Genomic DNA, 19,043 nt, shown 5'->3' with positions numbered 1-19,043 from the left:
TTTGATGATTTGGCATGTTTTACCAGCGATAGCCTAAGGAAGCGCTAAAGATTCTCAATTGCCCAATACTTGGGGATTGATACAAACTAGAGCGGTTGCTCTTAAAAGTGAAACTCCCCGCTACGCCTAAATCAAAGCCCCTAAAATTGTATTTAGTCCCAAAAGCTACGGTATAGCCATTAGAGTCCGGAATACCTATCGCGTCTTGGGGGCTTGGGGCTTGGTCATAATCAATAGCACCCATTAGACGAAGGCTTTTACCCATGTAAGTTACCCCTAATCTAAAGGTGTTGGTGTCCCTCCAGCCAGCCCCCATGTTCATCACGCTTTTAAAATTCGCTAAGCCTACCATTTTTTTAAGCGTTTCAGAGTCTAAGGAAGCCACCGTCCCGCTCAAGCCTTTGTAAGTGGCGTTCGCAAAATCAGGGGTGACTAAAAATTTATTCCCTTGACTCCAGAAGGTGCGCTCAAACACCCCTTCAACCCTTAGGCGATCTTTAAAAAATTGGTGGGCGTAGGCTAAGCTTAAAGTTTGGGGGAGTGAAACATTGATATTCAAGCTGCCTTTAGTCAAAACGCTCCCCAAAGAAGGGCCAAGCTCTGTGATAGCCACCAAACCGCCTTTCATGTTAAAGGTAACTGAAGAATTATACACCACAGAAAACATGCCATGATCAAACACACGCAAACTCGAACCCACTCTATACCCCCCTGATACGCCTTGCCCGTTAGACTTTTGCACGACTTGAGTCGTGCCATAAAGATTCGCGCTCGCTTTGATTAAACCGCTATAACCCATGATTTTTTTCAAGCCGTTATAAAACTCTTGACAGCTCTGATCACTCATATCCCCACCGGCTTTTTGGCAATTAAGCGCCGGTTGGTAGCCAATATTGCCTAATAAAGTCATCATATTACTTGGCACTTGATCGGCAAAAACATTGTTGGGCAAGTTTAAGATTTGCTCCGCGCTCAAAACTGAAGCGCCCTCTAAAGGCACATAAACGGTGTTATTAAAGCTCCCGGTCGCATAAAGCCCTCTTAAACCCACACCCACTGAAAAGCGTTTATTGATAGTGTAGCTCATGCTAGGGGCAAGCTCTACCATCATGATAAAAACGTCATGCAAAAATTCCCCCCCCTTACCATTCCATTTCATGCCTAGTCCACTAGGAGCGGTGAAACTCCCCCCAAAAGTGAAGCCGTTATGCGTGCGCGTTTTATAAAAGAATTTAGGTAAAACAAAATTAGTCGTGCCCGTCCAGCCATTCACGATCTGAGTGTCAGGTTTTGAAGCGAGGGTTACGACTTTTTGATTGGTTAGATTCATAAGCCCTTGAACACGATTGATTGCTTGTGATAAGCCGTTGGTAGCGGCCACATTGCCAAGCGCTTTAAGGATATTGCCAAGCCCTATAGTGTTGATGATGCCTAAAATATTTTGTTGGCTTTTATCAATTTCTAAACTCGTTACCGAATACAAGCCTTGATTGGTCGTAGGGACTTTAAAGCTAAAGGCTGGAATGTTAATCACGGTGGTGGTCATTTCAAATTCGCTTCTGTTTTCGCCCCAATCGTTAGTAAAGCCCATATTCGCCGGGTTGTAAAAGGAAGCGTCAGCGCCCCTAGCCCCAGCGACATACGCCGAGCCTAAAGCCGTGCCATTCAAGCTTTGCTCTTGGATTTTAAAGCCATTCGCATAAGAAAGCAAAGGCAGGCTCAGAGCGATTAAATGGCGTTTTTTGAGCTTTTTAAGACAATAGAGTGGGGAAAAGTTTTTCATTGAAGCTCGCTATCAGCGTTTTCATTATCTTCTAAATCTTGCAAAGAAGGCTCATAGGGTTCAATCCTAATAGCAATTTTTTGCGTCAAATTCTGGAAAGAAATCAGACCATTTTTTCTTTCATAAAGGATAATTTCCCCGCTTTTTTGAAACCTTTGGATCACGTATTCAGGGGTTAGGTGGCGTTTCCCTAAACCTTTAAAAATATCCCTCCCTAAAACAATGTCATCAAACAAATCCCCATAGCTCACCTTACCAAACAAATCCCTTGCAGCAATCCATTTGGCCGAACATTTTTGGCTAAAACAAATGCTTCGTTTAGTCATGTAAATATCGCCCACTTTTTGACTGAGCTTATAAAGGGTTACTTCAGTATTGTGGTCTTTATCGGTTTTGATCGTGCCGTAATCATAAAAGCGAAAAACCGGCGTGTTAATGTAAATGAGTCTGAATTGGCGCAAGGCATTTAAAGTCTCTTCTCTTTTTTTATTGGCTTCTTCTTGTCTGATCTGCTCCCTAGTTTTGGGGGTTTGCTTAGAAAAAGGGTGCTTGGAGCAAGAGACAAAAAAAAGCGTCATGAAAAATAATAAAAAAGCGCTTCTAAAATACCGCATGATTATAGAGTGAGAGAGTTTATCCTCTCGCTCCGCTCAAAATACGATACCAAATCCTGCCGTCTAATTTAAGCTCCATGCTCACCTGGCACAAGCCGTCTTTATAGATGGTCTCAGTGATTTCAGCGTTACGAATGAGGGCATTGACTCTGGTTTTAATCACGGAATTTTGTAAAACCATGTCTTTGACGGTGTCTTGAGCGTTCACTCTAATACCATACATTTTTTCACCCAACTGGCGGTAGCCATCAACGATAGCCGCTCGCTTGGCCAAAGCTAGGGCTTGAGAGGGCGAAATGGTGGATTCTGGAGCCACACCCATGCCCACCGCATTCAACTCAATGACATTATTAGGCGTGAGAATAGGGGTGTTAGGGATAGCATTAGTGGGATTAGAGCTAATAATGGGCTGATCGTTATTCTCAAGGCGAGGGCTTGGGAGAGGCTGAATGCTCTTTCTGGGGGTGAAATTGGTTGGGGGATAAATGGGGGCTTGCAACCCGTTAGCTGAAGGGGGGATTAGCTGAGCGTTAGTGTTACGCTTTTTAAAGAGACTGCAACCGCTTATCAAAAGAGTGGCGACAAGCAACGAATTAATACCAAAAAAGGCAGTGTGCAAACGCATGGGCATTTTCCTTAAAATGAATTCATTAAGGGGTATTATATCATTTTTGAATGGATTTGTCATGCGGATATTTTTACTAAGCTTAAGGTTAGTGAGTTTTTAATTTAATTTAAAGTCTAGGGGATTATGATTTATTTTTTGGCTTTCTCAATTTTTAATAGGGATAACTAGAATTTTTAAAAAGGGGGATTTTAATGGCTTGATTGTATCGTTTTAAGTTTTTATTTTATGATAAAACCCATTTTTTAAGTTTGATTTTTAAACTCATTTCTTAATTAGGATAGGGGGCATTTTGAAAAATCCTCCCCTACAACCCACAACTAAAAACCCCTTAAAGAGTGCTTTTATAGAGGTTATCGCTTGCTTTTTGAAAGATCTTTTTAATTGTAAAATGCTTTGAATATTTTTTAAATAAGATGAAAAAGAAAATAATTGTTTTGAGTGCTTCTTTAAAGAATAAAGTAAAAATTTTTTAAAATGATTCAAAAAGGGTTTTTAATTTCTTTATAATCACTAACCTTTTTAAAACAACGATTATTTTAAATTCTTATGATAGTGAAAATAGTGCGAATGGTGTCCTTGGCGGGATTCGAACCCACGACCTTACGATTAGGAATCATACGCTCTATCCAGCTGAGCTACAAGGACATTTTATTAAGTAAGCAAGAAACTTACCAACTGATAAGCCCCTTGCCGAGTGAATCAGACTCACTTGCCTTCTTCAACTTTTTGTTTAAGGATTTTGCCGGGTTTGAATTTAGGCACTCGTTTGTCTTCAGTTTTATAAGTTTTATCGCTTCCTGGCACTTTACCCTCTTTGCCTTTTTGCTCTGCGGTTTCAAATTTGCCAAAACCAACCAACTCCACGCTCTCACCCTTGCTTAAAGCTGTCTCTACCGCCAGAGTAAAGGCGTTGATCGCTTCTTCAGCTTCTCTTTTGCTGTTGTATTTACCCGCTTCTTTAACCAAATCAATAAATTCCGCTTTGTTCATGTGGATAACCCCTTTTCTAATGGATGCCAAAACCAAGCGATTCAACCGCTTAGCCTAGCTGATTGAGCGGTAATTATAATCAAATCCTAAAGATAAATCAAGCAAAAACGCTTTTTTAAGGGGGTTTAATGCATAAAAAATTTAATTCTGTTGAGCGCTCTTTTTATCTTTAGCGTTAAGGATTAAAGGCGTGCCTAAAAAATTAAATTCTTTCCTTAAAGTGTTGATCAAATAGCGTTTGTAACTGAAATGCAAGGCTTTAGGGCGATTCATGATAAGAGAGATTTGAGGGGGTTTGGTGGCAAATTGCGTGGCGTAATATACTTTCACTAATTTCCCGCCATCGCTTGGCAAGGGGTGTTTTTGGGTGGCTTGAAAAATCACGCTATTGAGTGAGCTTGTGGGAATGCGTCTGGAAAAACACTCATAGACTTCTATGATTTTATGCTTGATTTCATCTATATGGCGCGCTTTTAAGCAGCTGGTTGTGATCACAGGGGCGTATTCTAAAAAGCGGAATTTCCTTTTTAAGGTTGCCATGATCTCTTTATAGGGGGCGTAGCGGATGTCCCATTTGTTTAAAATAAGAATGATGCCTAAAGAGTGTTTATCCGCTAAGGAGCTGATCTTTTCGTCCAATTCCACAAAAGGAGCGCTCACGTCTAACACTAAAAGCGCGATGTGGGATTTTTCTAAGGCTTTTTGCGTGCGTTCTAGCGCGTATTTTTCAATGCCTAAGATTTTACCCCTATGCCTGATGCCAGCGGTATCCACGAAGCAAATTTTTTGATCGCCTATTAGAATGGTTTCATCTATGGGGTCAATGGTCGTGCCAGCCACGCTAGAGACAAGACTCCTTTCTTTTTTTGTGAGCGCGTTTAAAAGCGAACTTTTGCCCACATTCACCCTCCCAATGATGCCTACTTGAATGATTTCTTCTTCTTTATTTTCTTCTTTTGATGCGTTATTAGAGGCTTCTAAACTCTCTAAAATATCCGTATCCAAATCTTGCTCCATGATTTGGTTTAAATTCAATGCGTTCAATACCGCATCAATTAATGCGCTAATGCCCCTATTGTGCGAAACGGAGATATTAAAACTTTTTGGCATGCCAAAAGAAGAAAACGCATAAGCTCGCTCTTTTTCTTTGTCGTTATCAATTTTATTGATCACTAAAAAGCAGTTAGGGTTGATCTTAAAAACCTCTCTAAAAAGCTTAAGATCTTCATCGCTAGGGATAGACTTGCCATCCACAACATACAAAATCAAATCGCTCATTTGAGCGGCTTTTAAATTAAACGCTTTGATTTCTTTAGACAAAAGAGCGTCTTTAGCCATGCCTCCTGTGTCTAACAATTCCACTTCATGACCGTTCAATGCGATTTTTCGTTTGTTAATGTCTCGTGTGGTGCCTGCAAAATCTGAAGTGATAGCGATCCTTTCTCTAGCCAGGCGGTTAAATAGTGAGCTTTTCCCCACATTAGGCTGGCCTAAAATCGCAATGGTTTTTAAAGTTTTATGGGTTGTATTCATCTTTTTTATCGCTTCAATTTAATCAAAATTAGATTACAATATTATAGTTATTTAAAGCTTAAATAAGGGTCTAGCATTGTTTTTAGTCAAAAAAATAGGCGTGGTAATAATGATTTTAATATGCTTTTTAGCTTGCTCGCAAGAGAGCTTTATCAAATTACAAAAAAAAGCCCAAGAGCAAGAAAATGACGGCTCTAAACGCCCTAGCTATGTGGATTCGGATTATGAAGTCTTTAGCGAAACGATTTTTTTACAAAACATGGTGTATCAGCCTATAGAGGAAAGAAACGCTTTTTTCCAACTGACTAAAGATGAGGACAATTCTTTTAACCCTGAAAATTCTGTGATTTTATTGAATGAGCCAAGCGATAATAATGAAAAAAACCCACCCTTATACCCAAATGAGTCTGATAACAACACTAACAATGCTAATAATGATATAAAAAACCCGTTCCTTTACAAACCGAAAAGAAAAACAAAAAATCCAAAACTCATTGAATATTCCCAACAAAATTTCTACCCCCTAAAGGATGGGGATATTGTGATGAGTAAAGAAGGGGATCAATGGTTGGTAGAAATCAAATCCAAAGCCTTGAAGCGTTTTTTAAAAGATCAAAACGATAAAGATCGCCAGATCCAAACTTTCACTTTTAATGACACTAAAACGCAAATCGCGCAATTTAAGGGCAAAATTTCTTCGTATGTTTATACCACCAATGACAGCGATTTGAGTTTAAGGCCTTTTTATGAATCCTTTTTGTTAGAAAAAAAGAGCGATAATGTTTATACGATAGAGAATAAGGCTTTAGATACCATGGAGATTTCAAAGTGTCAAATGGTGTTAAAAAAACATTCAACCGATAAATTAGACAGCCAGCATAAAGCCATCAGTATTGATTTGGATTTTAAAAAAGAGCGCTTTAAGAGCGATACGGAACTTTTTTTAGAATGTCTTAAGGAAAGTTAGGGCGTTTATTACGATAATTTAGATTTTTTTGGGTAGCATGTTAGCGTTTCAAAGGCATGGATATTGTTAAAAAGCAAACTAAGGAATGTTATATGTGGATCACCCAAGAAATCACGCCGTATTTGCGTAAAGAATACACCATAGAAGCGAAATTATTAGATGTGAGAAGCGAGCATAATATCTTAGAGATTTTTAAATCTAAGGATTTTGGTGAAATTGCGATGCTCAACCGCCAATTATTGTTCAAGAATTTTTTGCACATTGAAAGCGAGTTGCTCGCTCATATGGGGGGTTGCACCAAGAAAGAGCTTAAAGAGGTTTTGATTGTGGATGGGTTTGATTTGGAATTAGCCCACCAGCTTTTTAAATACGACACGCGTATAGATTTTGTGCAAGCGGATGAAAAGATTTTGGATAGCTTTATTAGTTTTTTCCCCCATTTCCATGAAGTGAAAAATAACAAGAATTTCACGCACGCTAAACAACTTTTAGATTTAGACATTAAAAAATACGATTTGATCCTTTGCTTGCAAGAGCCGGATATTCATAAAGTGGATGGTTTAAAAAGAATGCTTAAAGAAGATGGGGTGTTTATTTCGGTAGCCAAACACCCGTTATTAGAGCATGTGAGCATGCAAAACGCCCTTAAAAACTTGGGCGACTTTTTTCCTATTGCCATGCCTTTTGTAGCGCCTTTAAGGATTTTGAGCAATAAGGGTTATATTTACGCTTCTTTTAAAACCCACCCCTTAAAAGATCTAATGACGCCAAAAATAGAAGCGCTAAAAAGCGTGAGATACTATAACGAAGACATTCATAGGGCTGCATTCGCTTTGCCTAAAAATTTACAAGAAGTCTTTAAAGACAATATCAAATCTTAAAATGATCTTAAAAAACGCTATCGCTCTCACAGGGGGGATAGGCACCGGTAAAAGCACCACCCTTAAAATATTAGAATCGCAAGGCTATGAAATTTTAGATGCGGATAAGATCGCCCACCAATTATTGCAAGAGCATCGGCTAGAGATCGCCCAACATTTTGGATCAGATATTTTAGAAAAAGATATTCTTAACAGAAAAAAACTTGGCGCGATCGTGTTTCAAAATGCTAATAAATTAAAGTGGCTAGAGGATTTTTTACACCCCTTAATCCGTGAATGCATGCTTAAAAAAGCCTGTGAATTAGAAAAGGATCATCAAGCGTATTTTTTAGACATCCCTTTGTTTTTTGAAGTGGGGGGTAAAAAACGCTATCCTGTGAGTAGGGTGGTGTTAATCTATGCGCCTAGGTCTTTACAGATTGAGCGCCTTTTAGAGCGAGACAAACTCAAAGAAGCTGAAATTTTGCAGCGCTTAGCTTGTCAAATGGATATAGAGCAAAAACGCACCATGAGCGATTACATTATAGACAACAGCTCCAGTTTGAAAGATTTAAATAAGCAAGTTGAACGCTTTTTAAAAACGCTCTTATAAGCTCGTTTTATACCTAAGCATGTTAAACTACCATTAAATTTTTTGTAAGGCTAAAAACATGATCACTTTAAAACAAGCCCTTTCTTTATCCCAAGATGAATTAGAAACCCTTAAAAACGAAATTGACGCTAAGGTTAGAGCTTCAGATTTGAACGCTTATATTAAAGCCCCTAGTCTTAATGGTGCTAGCACTAAAGGGGTGCCAATCCTTATTAAAGACAATATCAGCGTTAAGGGGTGGGAAATCACTTGTTCTAGTAAGATTTTAGAAGGCTATGTCGCCCCTTATCATGCGAGCGTAATTGAAAACTTGCACCAAAACAGCATGGCAGGGTTTGGGCTTTCTAACATGGACGAGTTTGCGATGGGAAGCACCACGGAGTCTAGTTGCTATGGGATCACTAAAAACCCACGAGACAAAAACAGAGTGCCTGGGGGGAGCAGTGGGGGGAGCGCAGCAGCGGTAGCTGGTGGCTTAGCGGTGGCGGCTTTAGGGAGTGATACGGGCGGGTCTATCAGACAGCCGGCGAGCTATTGCGGGTGCGTGGGGTTAAAACCCACTTATGGGAGGGTGAGCCGTTATGGCTTGATCGCTTATTGCTCTAGTTTTGATCAAATCGGGCCTATCACGCAAAATGTAGAAGACGCTTCTATTTTATTTGACGCTATTAGCGGGTATGATAGCAAGGACTCCACGAGCGCCAATCTCAAACCCACGCAAACCTTTAAAAACCTTAACAGAGACAAACGCTTTAAAATCGCTATCTTAAGGGATCACATTAAAGACGCGAGCAATGAAGTGCAACTCGCTTATGAAAACACTATTAAAGCCTTGAAAGAAATGGGGCATGAGATTGTGGAAAAAAAGATGTTGGATTCGCATTATCAAATCTCTATTTATTATATTATCAGCATGGCTGAAGCGAGTTCGAATCTGGCTAGATTTGATGGGGTGCGTTACGGGAGGAGGGCTCAAAATATTAAAGATTTGAAAGAATTGTATCTCAAAAGCCGCAGTGAAGGTTTTGGCGATGAGGTGAAACGGCGCATCATGTTAGGGAATTTTGTCTTAAGCAGTGGGTATTATGACGCTTATTATTTGAAAGCCCAGCAAATGCGTTTGATGATTAAAGAGCAATACAACAAGATTTTTGAAGAAGTGGATTTGATTTTCACCCCTGTAGCTCCCACGAGTGCCCACTTATTCAATTACCATGCAAGCCCTTTAGAAATGTATTTGAGCGATATTTACACGATTGGGGCGAATTTGAGCGGTTTGCCGGCCCTTTCTTTACCGGTCGCTAAAGATCCTTTAGGCTTGCCCATAGGGATGCAATTCATCGCTAAAGCTTTTGATGAGCAAAGCCTTTTAGACGTTTCTTACGCTTTAGAGCAAGAATTAGATTTAAAATTAGATTAAGGATAGAAAATGAGAATTTTACAAAGGGCTTTGACTTTTGAAGACGTGTTGATGGTGCCTAGAAAATCCAGCGTTTTACCTAAAGATGTGAGCTTAAAGTCTCGCCTAACCAAAAATATTGGTTTGAATATCCCCTTTATTAGCGCGGCTATGGATACGGTTACAGAGCATAAAACCGCTATCGCTATGGCGCGCCTTGGGGGTATTGGCATCGTGCATAAAAACATGGATATTCAAACGCAAGTCAAAGAAATCACTAAAGTTAAAAAAAGCGAGAGCGGGGTGATTAATGATCCTATTTTTATCCATGCGCACAGGACGCTAGCGGACGCTAAAGTCATAACGGATAATTACAAGATTTCAGGTGTGCCTGTGGTAGATGATAAGGGGTTGTTGATTGGGATTTTAACCAACAGGGACGTGCGCTTTGAAACCGATTTGAGTAAAAAAGTGGGCGATGTGATGACTAAAATGCCTTTAGTTACCGCTCATGTGGGCATTAGCTTGGATGAAGCGAGCGATTTGATGCACAAGCATAAGATTGAAAAATTGCCCATTGTGGATAAAGATAATGTTTTAAAAGGCTTGATCACGATCAAAGACATTCAAAAACGCATTGAATACCCTGAGGCCAATAAAGATGATTTTGGGAGGTTGAGAGTGGGGGCGGCTATTGGAGTGGGGCAGTTGGATAGGGCTGAAATGTTAGTTAAAGCGGGGGTGGATGCGTTGGTGCTAGACAGCGCGCATGGGCATTCAGCCAATATCTTACACACTTTAGAAGAGATTAAAAAAAGCTTAGTTGTGGATGTGATTGTGGGGAATGTGGTGACTAAAGAGGCCACAAGCGATTTGATTAGCGCGGGAGCGGACGCTGTTAAAGTGGGTATTGGGCCAGGGAGCATTTGCACCACTAGGATTGTGGCCGGGGTGGGAATGCCCCAAGTGAGCGCGATTGATAATTGCGTGGAAGTGGCGTCTAAATTTGATATTCCTGTGATTGCCGATGGAGGGATCCGCTATTCAGGCGATGTGGCTAAAGCTTTGGCTTTGGGGGCATCAAGCGTGATGATAGGCTCTTTACTCGCTGGCACAGAAGAATCTCCTGGGGATTTTATGATTTACCAAGGGAGGCAATATAAAAGCTATAGGGGCATGGGTAGCATTGGGGCTATGACTAAAGGGAGTTCTGATAGGTATTTTCAAGAGGGCGTGGCGAGTGAAAAATTAGTCCCAGAAGGCATTGAAGGGCGTGTGCCTTATCGTGGTAAGGTTTCGGATATGATTTTCCAATTAGTAGGGGGCGTGCGTTCTTCTATGGGGTATCAGGGGGCGAAGAATATTTTGGAATTGTATCAAAACGCTGAATTTGTAGAAATCACTAGTGCGGGGTTAAAAGAAAGCCATGTGCATGGCGTGGATATTACCAAAGAAGCCCCTAATTATTATGGGTGAATTTTAAAAGAAAACAAGACAAATCGTTAAAAAACTCGTTAAAAAGCTTGGTTTAATGAGTTTTTAAAACTTAATTGCTACAATTAAGGAAATTTTCAATAAGGCTTAGAGAAACTTTTTCATGGAACACAGAGTATTTACTATTGCTAATTTTTTTAGCTCCAATCATGATTTTATCACCGGGTTTTTTGTCGTTTTGACAGCGGTTTTGATGTTTTTTATTTCGCTTGGCGCATCGCGCAAAATGCAGATGGTGCCTATGGGTTTGCAGAATGTGTATGAGAGCATCATTAGCGCGATTTTGAGCGTGGCTAAGGATATTATAGGTGAAGAATTGGCCCGCAAATACTTCCCCCTAGCAGGCACGATCGCTTTGTATGTCTTTTTTTCTAACATGATAGGCATCATTCCTGGTTTTGAATCCCCTACGGCTAGTTGGAGTTTTACGCTGGTTTTGGCGCTGATTGTGTTTTTTTATTACCATTTTGAAGGCATTAGAGCGCAGGGCTTTTTTAAGTATTTCGCTCATTTTGCAGGCCCTGTGAAGTGGCTCGCCCCTTTCATGTTCCCTATTGAGATCATCTCGCATTTTTCTAGGATCGTGTCCTTATCGTTTCGTTTGTTTGGGAATATCAAGGGCGATGACATGTTTTTGCTCATCATGCTTTTATTAGTGCCTTGGGCGGTTCCTGTAGCGCCTTTTATGGTGTTGTTTTTTATGGGGATTTTACAAGCTTTTGTTTTTATGATCCTTACTTATGTGTATCTGGCAGGGGCTGTTTTGACCGATGAAGGACATTAAATAAAGCGTCCTTGTTTGGCTTTGATATGGTGTTTTAAACTTTGCTTCATGGTAAAGTTTTTAAAAGGATAGGGGGTGATTTTGAAACCATGCTCCCCATATCCTTTAATAACGCTTTTTAAAATTACCGCTTGCGCGTGTAAGCTCTTTCGTATTTTATTATCAATACCCAATTTTAATAGCTTTTATAATTTTTTAAGCAATCATTAGATAAAATCCACCATACTTCTGTTTTGGATGTGTTTGGGTTTTAGAAGTGTTACTTTTTTATAACTTTTTCATATTCTTATGGGTATGTTGTCATTTTTTTACCGGAGAATTTTATCTTGAAAAACATTTATGTAGGGAATTTGGTTTATAGCGCTACCAGTGAGCAAGTCAAGGAGCTTTTCAGTCAATTTGGCAAAGTGTTTAATGTCAAGCTGATTTATGACAGAGAAACGAAGAAACCTAAAGGTTTTGGCTTTGTAGAAATGCAAGAAGAGGGCGTTAGGGAAGCGATTGCTAAATTGGACAATACGGATTTTATGGGCAGAACGATTAGGGTAACCGAAGCCAATCCTAAAAAGTCTTAATCTTAAAGCATTAGAAAACTAGAAAATAATTTTCTAATGCGCTCCATTCTTTTAATGCGTCTTATTTAGATCGTGCATAGAATCTAAAAGGGGTTAAAACCCTTTTAAAATCTACTTAAAATTTTAATCCATTCTTAAAAGCGGTTAAAAATTGGTTTTGTTCCAATCAAATAGGGACAACTTTAAAACGCTCGTTAGTATTTTTTACAATTTTTATTTATACAAACTGCCACCATTTCAAAAATTTAAAATGGAGTTCTCTCATTAGAGCGATTTTAGGGCTATAGGGTTCTTCTTTTCGCGCTATCGTAGAGATTTGCTCATCATCAGCGATCACAAAAGGTTGTAACACCAGATTTTTCACGCCATGGATAAAAGTAGCGTCCATTATCGTATCCACAGGAACAACCCATTTTTGGCTGTGTTTCAAAAAAACTTTGGCAATCTTGGGCGTGATCACATAGCCTTGCGTCCCCACCCCATGGCTATAAGCTTTAATGATTCCCACGCGCTCTTGTATCTCGTGGTTTTTATGGCTCAATGGCTCACTTTTCACGCTGGCATCATACAACAAATGCATCAAACGCGCATAGCCTAATTCTTGGATGTGTTTTTCTAAAAAATCCAAACCCTCTTTAAAATCCTCTTTCAAGGTTATATCGTCTTCTAAAATACAAATGGGCTCATCTAACTCTATGCATTTTTCCCACAAGGAATAATGGCTCGCATAGCACCCGAGCTCCCCCAAGCTCATAAACTTCGCATGGTATTTTAAAGCGTAATAAAACTTAGAAACCTCACTGATGAGATTGGTTGCAATCCCCATGCCTTTGATGTTTTGCGTGATGAAATAAGGGTGTAAATGCTTTTTAACTAGGGGGTGCAACCCGCCTTCAAAAGTCTTAGAATAAATCGCATCAAAAATTTGCGCTTGGTGGTGGGTGGCGTTGATATTATTGAGTAAAGTCGTGGTGTCTCTAAAAACCAAACCAAATTTATCGCACACTTTTTGATTTAAAGAAATGATAAAAACACGCAAAGCTTAGACTCCCATAATTTTTAATAGAGTATATCGTTTTTAGGCTCTGTTTATCATAAAACTCTTAAGAGAATAAGGGGGTATTAAAAATAGTTCTCCCCCCTACAACCTCCAACTAAATCCCCACAACCCCCTAAGGAGTGCTTTTTTGATTAAACAAGTTCTTTTATTATATTGATTGTAAAAAATGTTTTGAGCGTTTTTAAATTTTGTGATTAATATTTAATTAAAACAAAGCAAGAGAACGAAATGACATTGCAGCTAAAATAAGATTAAAATAACAAGAAACCTAAAATACCTTACAAGTTTTGAAAATCCAATGAATGTTTGAAGCGAGAACCCATAACCCTAAAAATTTAGGGTTATAAGCTTGATTTAATGGTGTTCTAAATAAGAAATCACGCTTAAGGCTGCCGTAGCGCCATCGCTTGCAGCGCAAACCACTTGCTTAGGGGCAAAAATGCGAATATCCCCTGCCGCAAACAAGCCCTGAACGTTCGTTTTCATGGAAAAATCCACGACAATAGAGCCGTATTCATCGCATTCGCATAGCATAGATTCGTCTTCTTGTTTCAACACGGCGTTATTCACGTCATAACCCACAAAAATAAAAAGCCCTGGCACGACCAATTCTCTTTTTTCGTTAGTGGCTGTGTTTTTAATGCTTAAAGAAGACACGCCAGAAGCATCGCCCTTGATTTCTTCCACCACATAAGGGGTTAAAAACTCAATCTTATCATTGTTTTTAGCATGCTCTAAAGTGATAGGCGCACACCTAAAACCATCTCTTCTGTGGATGAGATAGACTTTTTTGCAGATGTTGGCTAAATAAATCGCCTCCTCTACGGCGGTATCGCCCCCACCAAGCACTGCTACTTCCTTGTTTTTGTAAAAGAAGCCATCGCATGTCGCACAAGTGCTAACGCCTTTACCCCAAAATTCTGACTCGCCCTTGATGCCTGTGCGTTTAGGGCTACCACCGGTAGCGATGATCACGCTTTTAGCTTCAAAAGTCTTGCCGTCTTCTGCCAAAATAACAAAATGAGAGCCTTTTTTAGAAACCCTTTGAATGGCGGTCATCTCATGCTTTAAGCCAAAGCGAAAGCATTGCTCTTGCCATGGTTGCATGAAATCCAACCCGCTTACCACTTCCTTAACGCCCGGATAGTTTTCAATCTCACTACTGCCGGTGATTTGCCCTCCAGGCATTCCTTTTTCAAATAAAACGGCGTTTTTAACACCGCCTCTAGTGGCATAAAGCCCCGCGCTCAAACCCGCAGGACCACCTCCAATAATCGCGCAATCTATCATGGCTACTAGCCTAGAAGTTTGTTCAATTGCTCTTTTAAAGCAACTTTAGTTTGCACGCCCACCAACTGATGGACAACTTCGCCATCTTTTGTGAATAAAAGCGTAGGGATGCTCCTAATACCAAATTTCGCACTCAATTCTTCTTGCTCATCGGTATTGACTTTACAAATCTTAGCCTTACCTTCATATTCGCTAGCTAATTCATCAATCACAGGGGATAGCATCTTGCAAGGACCACACCATGGTGCCCAAAAATCCACTAACGCAACCCCTTTTTTAATGGTGCTTTCAAAATTTTCTTCAGTTAATTCAATATAGTGACTCATTGGTTACTCCTAAATATATGATTTTGATTAACGAGAATTATATTAGCTTAAGAATGTTAATGAAAACGCATTGATTTTTGATAAAAATCTAAAAAGTGATATTTTCTAAAAGCTCAAATTTACCATTTTTCACAATAAGGGCGTCAATGCAAAAATCGCTATTGGGATCTTTTTGAGACAAATAACAGCGGATCGTTTTAATCATCTTTTTTAATTTGCTCGGCGTGATCGCATAAATGGGATCAAAATTTTCCCCGCTTTTGACTTCAATGAAATGCAAAACCCCTTTTTTCAAAGCGATAATATCAATTTCGCCAAATTGTGAAAAAAAGTTCCTCTCCACCATTTCAAAGCCCAGCGTTTTTAAAAATTCGCAAGCTTCTTCTTCAGCCTTTAAGCCTTTTTCTCTGTGTTTGTTATTCAAAAATCGCATTCAATTTTCCAAACGAATCATTTTAGGGGTATCCAACACGCTTTGTAAATTTTCAAGCTCTTTAAGAGCGTTCAGCATAGATTTTTCGTTGGTGGTGTGCGTGGAAAATAAGATTTTAGCCTTGTTGGATTGCGGGATTTCTTTTTGTAAGACATTGTTGAGCGAAATATCATTTTGGGCTAAAATCGCGCTGATTTGAGAAAAAACCCCTTTTTCATCGCTCACTAACAAGCGCGCATAGTAAGCGCATTGGATTTCTTCTTTGGGTTTTAGGGGGAGTTTTTGAGGGGTTTCAAAGCCCAGCATTAGAGAGCTTTTTTTCCTTGCGATTTCTATAATATCGCTAATGACCGCACTTGCGGTAGGCTCTCCCCCAGCCCCAGCCCCATAATACAAAGTTTCGCCCACCTTATCCCCTATAACGCTGATAGCGTTCATCACCCCATCCACTTTAGAGAGCATGCATTCGTTTTTAATCATGCTTGGATGCACCCTTAATTCAATGCAATCCTGGTGTTTTTTAGCGATGCCTAAAAGTTTGATGCTATAACCAAACTCTTTAGCAAATTCCATGTCATCTGGCTCTATCTTTTCAATGCCTTCAATCAAGATTTCTTCTAATTTCGCATCAATACCATACGCTAAAGACGCTAAAATCAACAATTTGTGTGCTGCATCAATGCCCTTAATGTCAAATTCAGGGTTCAATTCCGCATAGCCTAAATGTTGCGCGTCTTTCAAAGCGTCCTTAAAACTCGCTTGATTTTTAAACATCTGGCTTAAAATGTAATTGCTCGTGCCGTTTAAAATCCCTTTAAAAGAAAGGATATGATTAGCGCTCAAGCCGTCTTTTAAAGCCTTGATAATAGGGATACCCCCACACACGCTCGCTTCAAAGCCTATGGGGGTGTTTTTAGCGATTTGCTCTAATTCATAGCGGTGGTACGCTAACATGGCTTTATTGGCTGTAACGAAGGCTTTTTGTTTGGCTAAAGTTTTTTTAGCTAAAAGATAAGGCGCTTCCACCCCACCCATAAGCTCCACGATAATATCAATTTCTTTATCTTCTATCAAGCTTTCTAAATCATCACTGATTTCAAAAGCATAGCCTTTGTGTTTTTTCACGTCTCGCACCACCGCTTTTTTAATTTTAATTTCCACGCCGGCTCTGTCTTTGATGATTTCTTGATTTTCTTGTAAGATTTTAGCGACCGCGCTCCCCACACACCCTAAACCCACAAGCCCTATATTCAATCTTTTTTTCATGTTTTTTCCTTTATTTTCGTTTTTTTAAAACGGCGTTTTTTTCCTGTTCGCTCGCTTTTTCTATCGCTTCAAAACTCCCAAAATAATCCAACAATTTTTTCACGCTGGCTTCTCCTATGCCCTTTTCTTTTAAAAGAGCGATTTGTTTCATGTTTTTAAGTTTAGTGGATCTATGGAAGTTTATCGCATACCGGTGGCTTTCATCGCGCAATTTTTGCACCCATTGCAAGCGTTTGTCGCTAGGGAGCAATTTAAAAGTATTACTAGTCGTATGGATAATGTCTTTAGCGCCCCCTTTAGAGCGATAAGCTTTAGAATCCCTTTTTTCTTTAGAAATGGCGATCACTTCTACAAAACTCCCGCTGCTTTTTAAAATTTCTAAAGCGATGTTTAATTGCGCCCTCCCTCCATCTATCACCCACAAATTAGGCGGTGGCTCTTTAGCAAAGTCTAAAGCCCTTCTAGTGAGCAATTCGCTCATTTGATCGTATTCGTTAGAGCCTTTTAAATGGTAACGCCGATAAGAGTTTTTTTGAAAGGCGTTATTTTCATACACGACCATTCCCCCCACGCATTGGCTGTTTGAATGGTGGCTTGTGTCAAAGATTTCCACCCTATAAGGCACGCACTCTAAATTGAAAAGCGATCGCACTTCTTCTAAAATCAGATCTTCATTAGAGGTTTTTTCTTGACTAAAAATCTCTTGAGCGTTTTTCATAGCGATTTCTATTAAAGCGAGTTTATCGCGCTTTTTAGGGATATTAAGAGCGATTTTTTTAGAATATTGATGAGAGATAAATTCTTGCAATTCTTTAAGCACCTCATTAGAGCAATCGCTCAATAAGATCTGTTCAGGCATCAAAGGCAAATGCGATTGGTAATGATTGATAATGGCTTGTTTCATCGCCTCATCAGTGTCAAACCCATTAAGGGAGTGGATTTTTTCAAACGCTGAAGAAATGATTTTACCCCCACGCATGAACATTTTCACTAACACCGCCTTGTTGTTCCCACCATAAAAAGCAAAAATATCCAAATCATAGAGTTTGGCCAAATCCATGCAAGTGAAGGGGGCGATTTTTTGGATTTTAGCTATCCTATCCCTATAAATCAGAGCTTCTTCAAAACGCAAATTACTAGAAAGGCGCTCCATTTTCAATTCAAGCTCTTTGATGAGCCTGTCTTTATTTTCAATCATTTCTAAACATTCTTTAGCGATTTTTAAATACTCTTCTTTGGTGATTTTATCCTCGCATGGGGCTTTACAACGCTCTATTTGATAAAACATGCATGCCTTTTTATCCTTGATGCAATTTTTCTTTTGAACCAACGGGAGCAATTCATACAAGCTGTCCAAAATGTCCTTAGCCCCGCTCGTGAAAGGGCCAAAATATTTAACGCCAGGCTGTTTTAAGATTTTTCGTGTGATTAAAGGGATAGGGAAATCAGTGGAAAAATCCATGTAAATATAAGGGTAAGTTTTATCATCTCTTAAAAGAATGTTGTATTTAGGCTTGAGCTGCTTGATCAAAGAATTTTCCAAAATCAAAGCGTCTTGCTCGTTTTCCACTAAAATGGTTTCTAAAAAAGCGATTTGTTTGACCATCATTTGGACGCGTAAGCTTGTGCGAGGATTGGGCGTGATTTCATTATTACGGACAGAAAAATAGCTTTTGATGCGCTTTTTTAAATTTTTCGCCTTACCGATGTAGAGTAATTGGTGGTTTTTATCAAAATATTGATACACGCCACTACTACTAGAAAGGTTTTTCAAACTGGACAATAAATCAGCCATTCACTCCTCAAAAAAACTGCGTTGGTAGTGGATCAAAGCGCGCGCTTTTTCAAAACATTCATGCAAACGAGCGTCTTTAATGGGGTTATGGAACAACCCTAAAGCGCTAGGGCGATAAAATTGGGCTTGTTTTTTAATAGGGGCATAAAAATTGGCTTTTTCTAAGGAGTCTTTAGGCACATAACCTAAAATTTCTAACCCGTCTAACCCATCTAACCCATAAGCATGCCCTTGCGTGTTCAAAAAATGGCTGATTTCTTTAGCGAATCGCTGGTTAAATTCCTTAGAAGCCCAAAGATCTTTAAACGCAAAAAGCAATTTAGAGTCTTTGATGAAGATAAAAAGCAAATTTTCTTGTAAACTTAAAGGCATAAAAACCTTAAGCTTTTTGAGTTTCAAAAGAGTTTCAAGCTTTTTATAAGACTTTTTTTGAATGAGTAAGGAGAAAATATTTTGTTCCATAAACCGATCTTAACATGCTTTTTAATACTTGTAGCGATAACGATTCAAGCTTGCGGCTATAAAGCACCCCCATTCAATGAAAAACCCGCTAAAAAAACTTCAAACAGCTCTAATTCTTCTATGCAAACGCCCACCAATAACACCACGCCAGAATTTTTAAATCAGCCTTAA

General features: G+C 39.3%; 20 protein-coding genes and 1 tRNA gene. 8 read left to right on the top strand and 13 right to left on the bottom strand.

What is annotated here, in order from left to right; translation table 11 throughout:
* Positions 1-19 precede the first annotated feature (19 nt).
* The 6 genes from CS889_RS04435 to der all read right to left on the bottom strand — a co-directional run bounded on the left by CS889_RS04435 (position 20) and on the right by der (position 5,548).
* On the bottom strand, positions 20-1,783 hold the full coding sequence (locus CS889_RS04435) for an OmpP1/FadL family transporter (protein WP_089086951.1): 1,764 nt from the start codon (positions 1,781-1,783) through the stop codon (positions 20-22).
* Positions 1,780-2,397 (bottom strand): HP0838 family lipoprotein, encoded by a 618-nt coding sequence (locus CS889_RS04430; RefSeq protein ID WP_001268721.1) that lies wholly within the window; start codon positions 2,395-2,397, stop codon positions 1,780-1,782. Before CS889_RS04430 ends, CS889_RS04435 begins: the two co-directional genes overlap by 4 nt.
* A gap of 19 nt (positions 2,398-2,416) precedes the next feature.
* Positions 2,417-3,022, bottom strand: coding sequence for an LPP20 family lipoprotein (locus CS889_RS04425; RefSeq protein ID WP_001236611.1), 606 nt, complete (start codon positions 3,020-3,022; stop codon positions 2,417-2,419).
* 571 nt (positions 3,023-3,593) lie between these two features.
* A tRNA-Arg gene (locus tag CS889_RS04420) sits at positions 3,594-3,670 on the bottom strand.
* A 60-nt stretch (positions 3,671-3,730) separates the two neighbouring features.
* A complete protein-coding gene (locus CS889_RS04415; protein ID WP_001029066.1) occupies positions 3,731-4,015 on the bottom strand; it encodes an HU family DNA-binding protein in 285 nt (94 codons plus the stop codon).
* Between the two features lie 141 nt (positions 4,016-4,156).
* Positions 4,157-5,548 carry a ribosome biogenesis GTPase Der gene (der, locus tag CS889_RS04410; protein WP_089086950.1) on the bottom strand — a complete coding sequence of 464 codons (1,392 nt, stop codon included), beginning with the start codon at positions 5,546-5,548 and terminating at the stop codon, positions 4,157-4,159.
* 76 nt (positions 5,549-5,624) lie between these two features.
* Here der and CS889_RS04405 point away from each other — a divergent pair, with 76 nt between their 5' ends.
* The 7 genes from CS889_RS04405 (at position 5,625) to CS889_RS04375 (ending at position 12,240) form a co-directional block, all read left to right on the top strand.
* A complete protein-coding gene (locus CS889_RS04405; RefSeq protein ID WP_089086949.1) occupies positions 5,625-6,515 on the top strand; it encodes a hypothetical protein in 891 nt (296 codons plus the stop codon).
* 92 nt (positions 6,516-6,607) lie between these two features.
* The gene (locus CS889_RS04400) at positions 6,608-7,396 is read left to right on the top strand and encodes a spermidine synthase (RefSeq protein ID WP_025452258.1); all 789 of its coding nucleotides are present in this window, start codon (positions 6,608-6,610) and stop codon (positions 7,394-7,396) included.
* A gap of 1 nt (position 7,397) precedes the next feature.
* Positions 7,398-7,988 (top strand): dephospho-CoA kinase, encoded by a 591-nt coding sequence (gene coaE, locus CS889_RS04395; RefSeq protein ID WP_089086948.1) that lies wholly within the window; start codon positions 7,398-7,400, stop codon positions 7,986-7,988.
* 58 nt (positions 7,989-8,046) lie between these two features.
* Complete coding sequence (gene gatA / locus CS889_RS04390; protein ID WP_089086947.1) at positions 8,047-9,408, top strand: Asp-tRNA(Asn)/Glu-tRNA(Gln) amidotransferase subunit GatA; 1,362 nt, start codon at positions 8,047-8,049, stop codon at positions 9,406-9,408.
* Between the two features lie 9 nt (positions 9,409-9,417).
* Complete coding sequence (guaB, locus tag CS889_RS04385) at positions 9,418-10,863, top strand: IMP dehydrogenase (RefSeq protein ID WP_001221693.1); 1,446 nt, start codon at positions 9,418-9,420, stop codon at positions 10,861-10,863.
* 121 nt (positions 10,864-10,984) lie between these two features.
* The gene (locus tag CS889_RS04380; protein WP_000401208.1) at positions 10,985-11,665 is read left to right on the top strand and encodes a F0F1 ATP synthase subunit A; all 681 of its coding nucleotides are present in this window, start codon (positions 10,985-10,987) and stop codon (positions 11,663-11,665) included.
* A gap of 326 nt (positions 11,666-11,991) precedes the next feature.
* Positions 11,992-12,240 carry an RNA-binding protein gene (locus CS889_RS04375; protein WP_000790555.1) on the top strand — a complete coding sequence of 83 codons (249 nt, stop codon included), beginning with the start codon at positions 11,992-11,994 and terminating at the stop codon, positions 12,238-12,240.
* 217 nt (positions 12,241-12,457) lie between these two features.
* Here CS889_RS04375 and CS889_RS04370 read toward each other — a convergent pair whose 3' ends face one another.
* From CS889_RS04370 to CS889_RS04340, 7 genes are all read right to left on the bottom strand, one after another.
* On the bottom strand, positions 12,458-13,279 hold the full coding sequence (locus CS889_RS04370) for a glycosyltransferase family 25 protein (protein ID WP_089086946.1): 822 nt from the start codon (positions 13,277-13,279) through the stop codon (positions 12,458-12,460).
* A gap of 375 nt (positions 13,280-13,654) precedes the next feature.
* Positions 13,655-14,590 carry a thioredoxin-disulfide reductase gene (gene trxB / locus CS889_RS04365; RefSeq protein WP_089086945.1) on the bottom strand — a complete coding sequence of 312 codons (936 nt, stop codon included), beginning with the start codon at positions 14,588-14,590 and terminating at the stop codon, positions 13,655-13,657.
* Between the two features lie 5 nt (positions 14,591-14,595).
* Positions 14,596-14,916: a thioredoxin gene (gene trxA / locus CS889_RS04360; RefSeq protein ID WP_000020199.1), complete on the bottom strand. Its 321-nt coding sequence runs from the start codon at positions 14,914-14,916 to the stop codon at positions 14,596-14,598.
* Positions 14,917-15,004: 88 nt separating this feature from the next.
* A complete protein-coding gene (locus CS889_RS04355) occupies positions 15,005-15,349 on the bottom strand; it encodes a YraN family protein (RefSeq protein WP_001974044.1) in 345 nt (114 codons plus the stop codon).
* Entirely contained in the window at positions 15,350-16,615 is a 1,266-nt protein-coding gene (locus CS889_RS04350; protein ID WP_079359326.1) for a homoserine dehydrogenase, read from the bottom strand.
* Between the two features lie 10 nt (positions 16,616-16,625).
* Complete coding sequence (gene uvrC, locus CS889_RS04345; RefSeq protein WP_089086944.1) at positions 16,626-18,410, bottom strand: excinuclease ABC subunit UvrC; 1,785 nt, start codon at positions 18,408-18,410, stop codon at positions 16,626-16,628.
* Complete coding sequence (locus CS889_RS04340; RefSeq protein WP_000437205.1) at positions 18,411-18,872, bottom strand: hypothetical protein; 462 nt, start codon at positions 18,870-18,872, stop codon at positions 18,411-18,413.
* On the opposite strand from CS889_RS04340, the gene CS889_RS04335 reads away from it, so the two are divergent.
* Complete coding sequence (locus CS889_RS04335) at positions 18,864-19,043, top strand: hypothetical protein (RefSeq protein WP_001872805.1); 180 nt, start codon at positions 18,864-18,866, stop codon at positions 19,041-19,043. The genes CS889_RS04340 and CS889_RS04335 overlap by 9 nt on opposite strands.

The sequence above is a fragment of the Helicobacter pylori genome, assembly GCF_900120335.1.
Lineage (GTDB): Bacteria > Campylobacterota > Campylobacteria > Campylobacterales > Helicobacteraceae > Helicobacter > Helicobacter pylori_BU.
The sequence above is the reverse complement of the archived record's forward strand: the minus strand, read 5'-3'. Positions and strand labels throughout refer to the sequence as shown.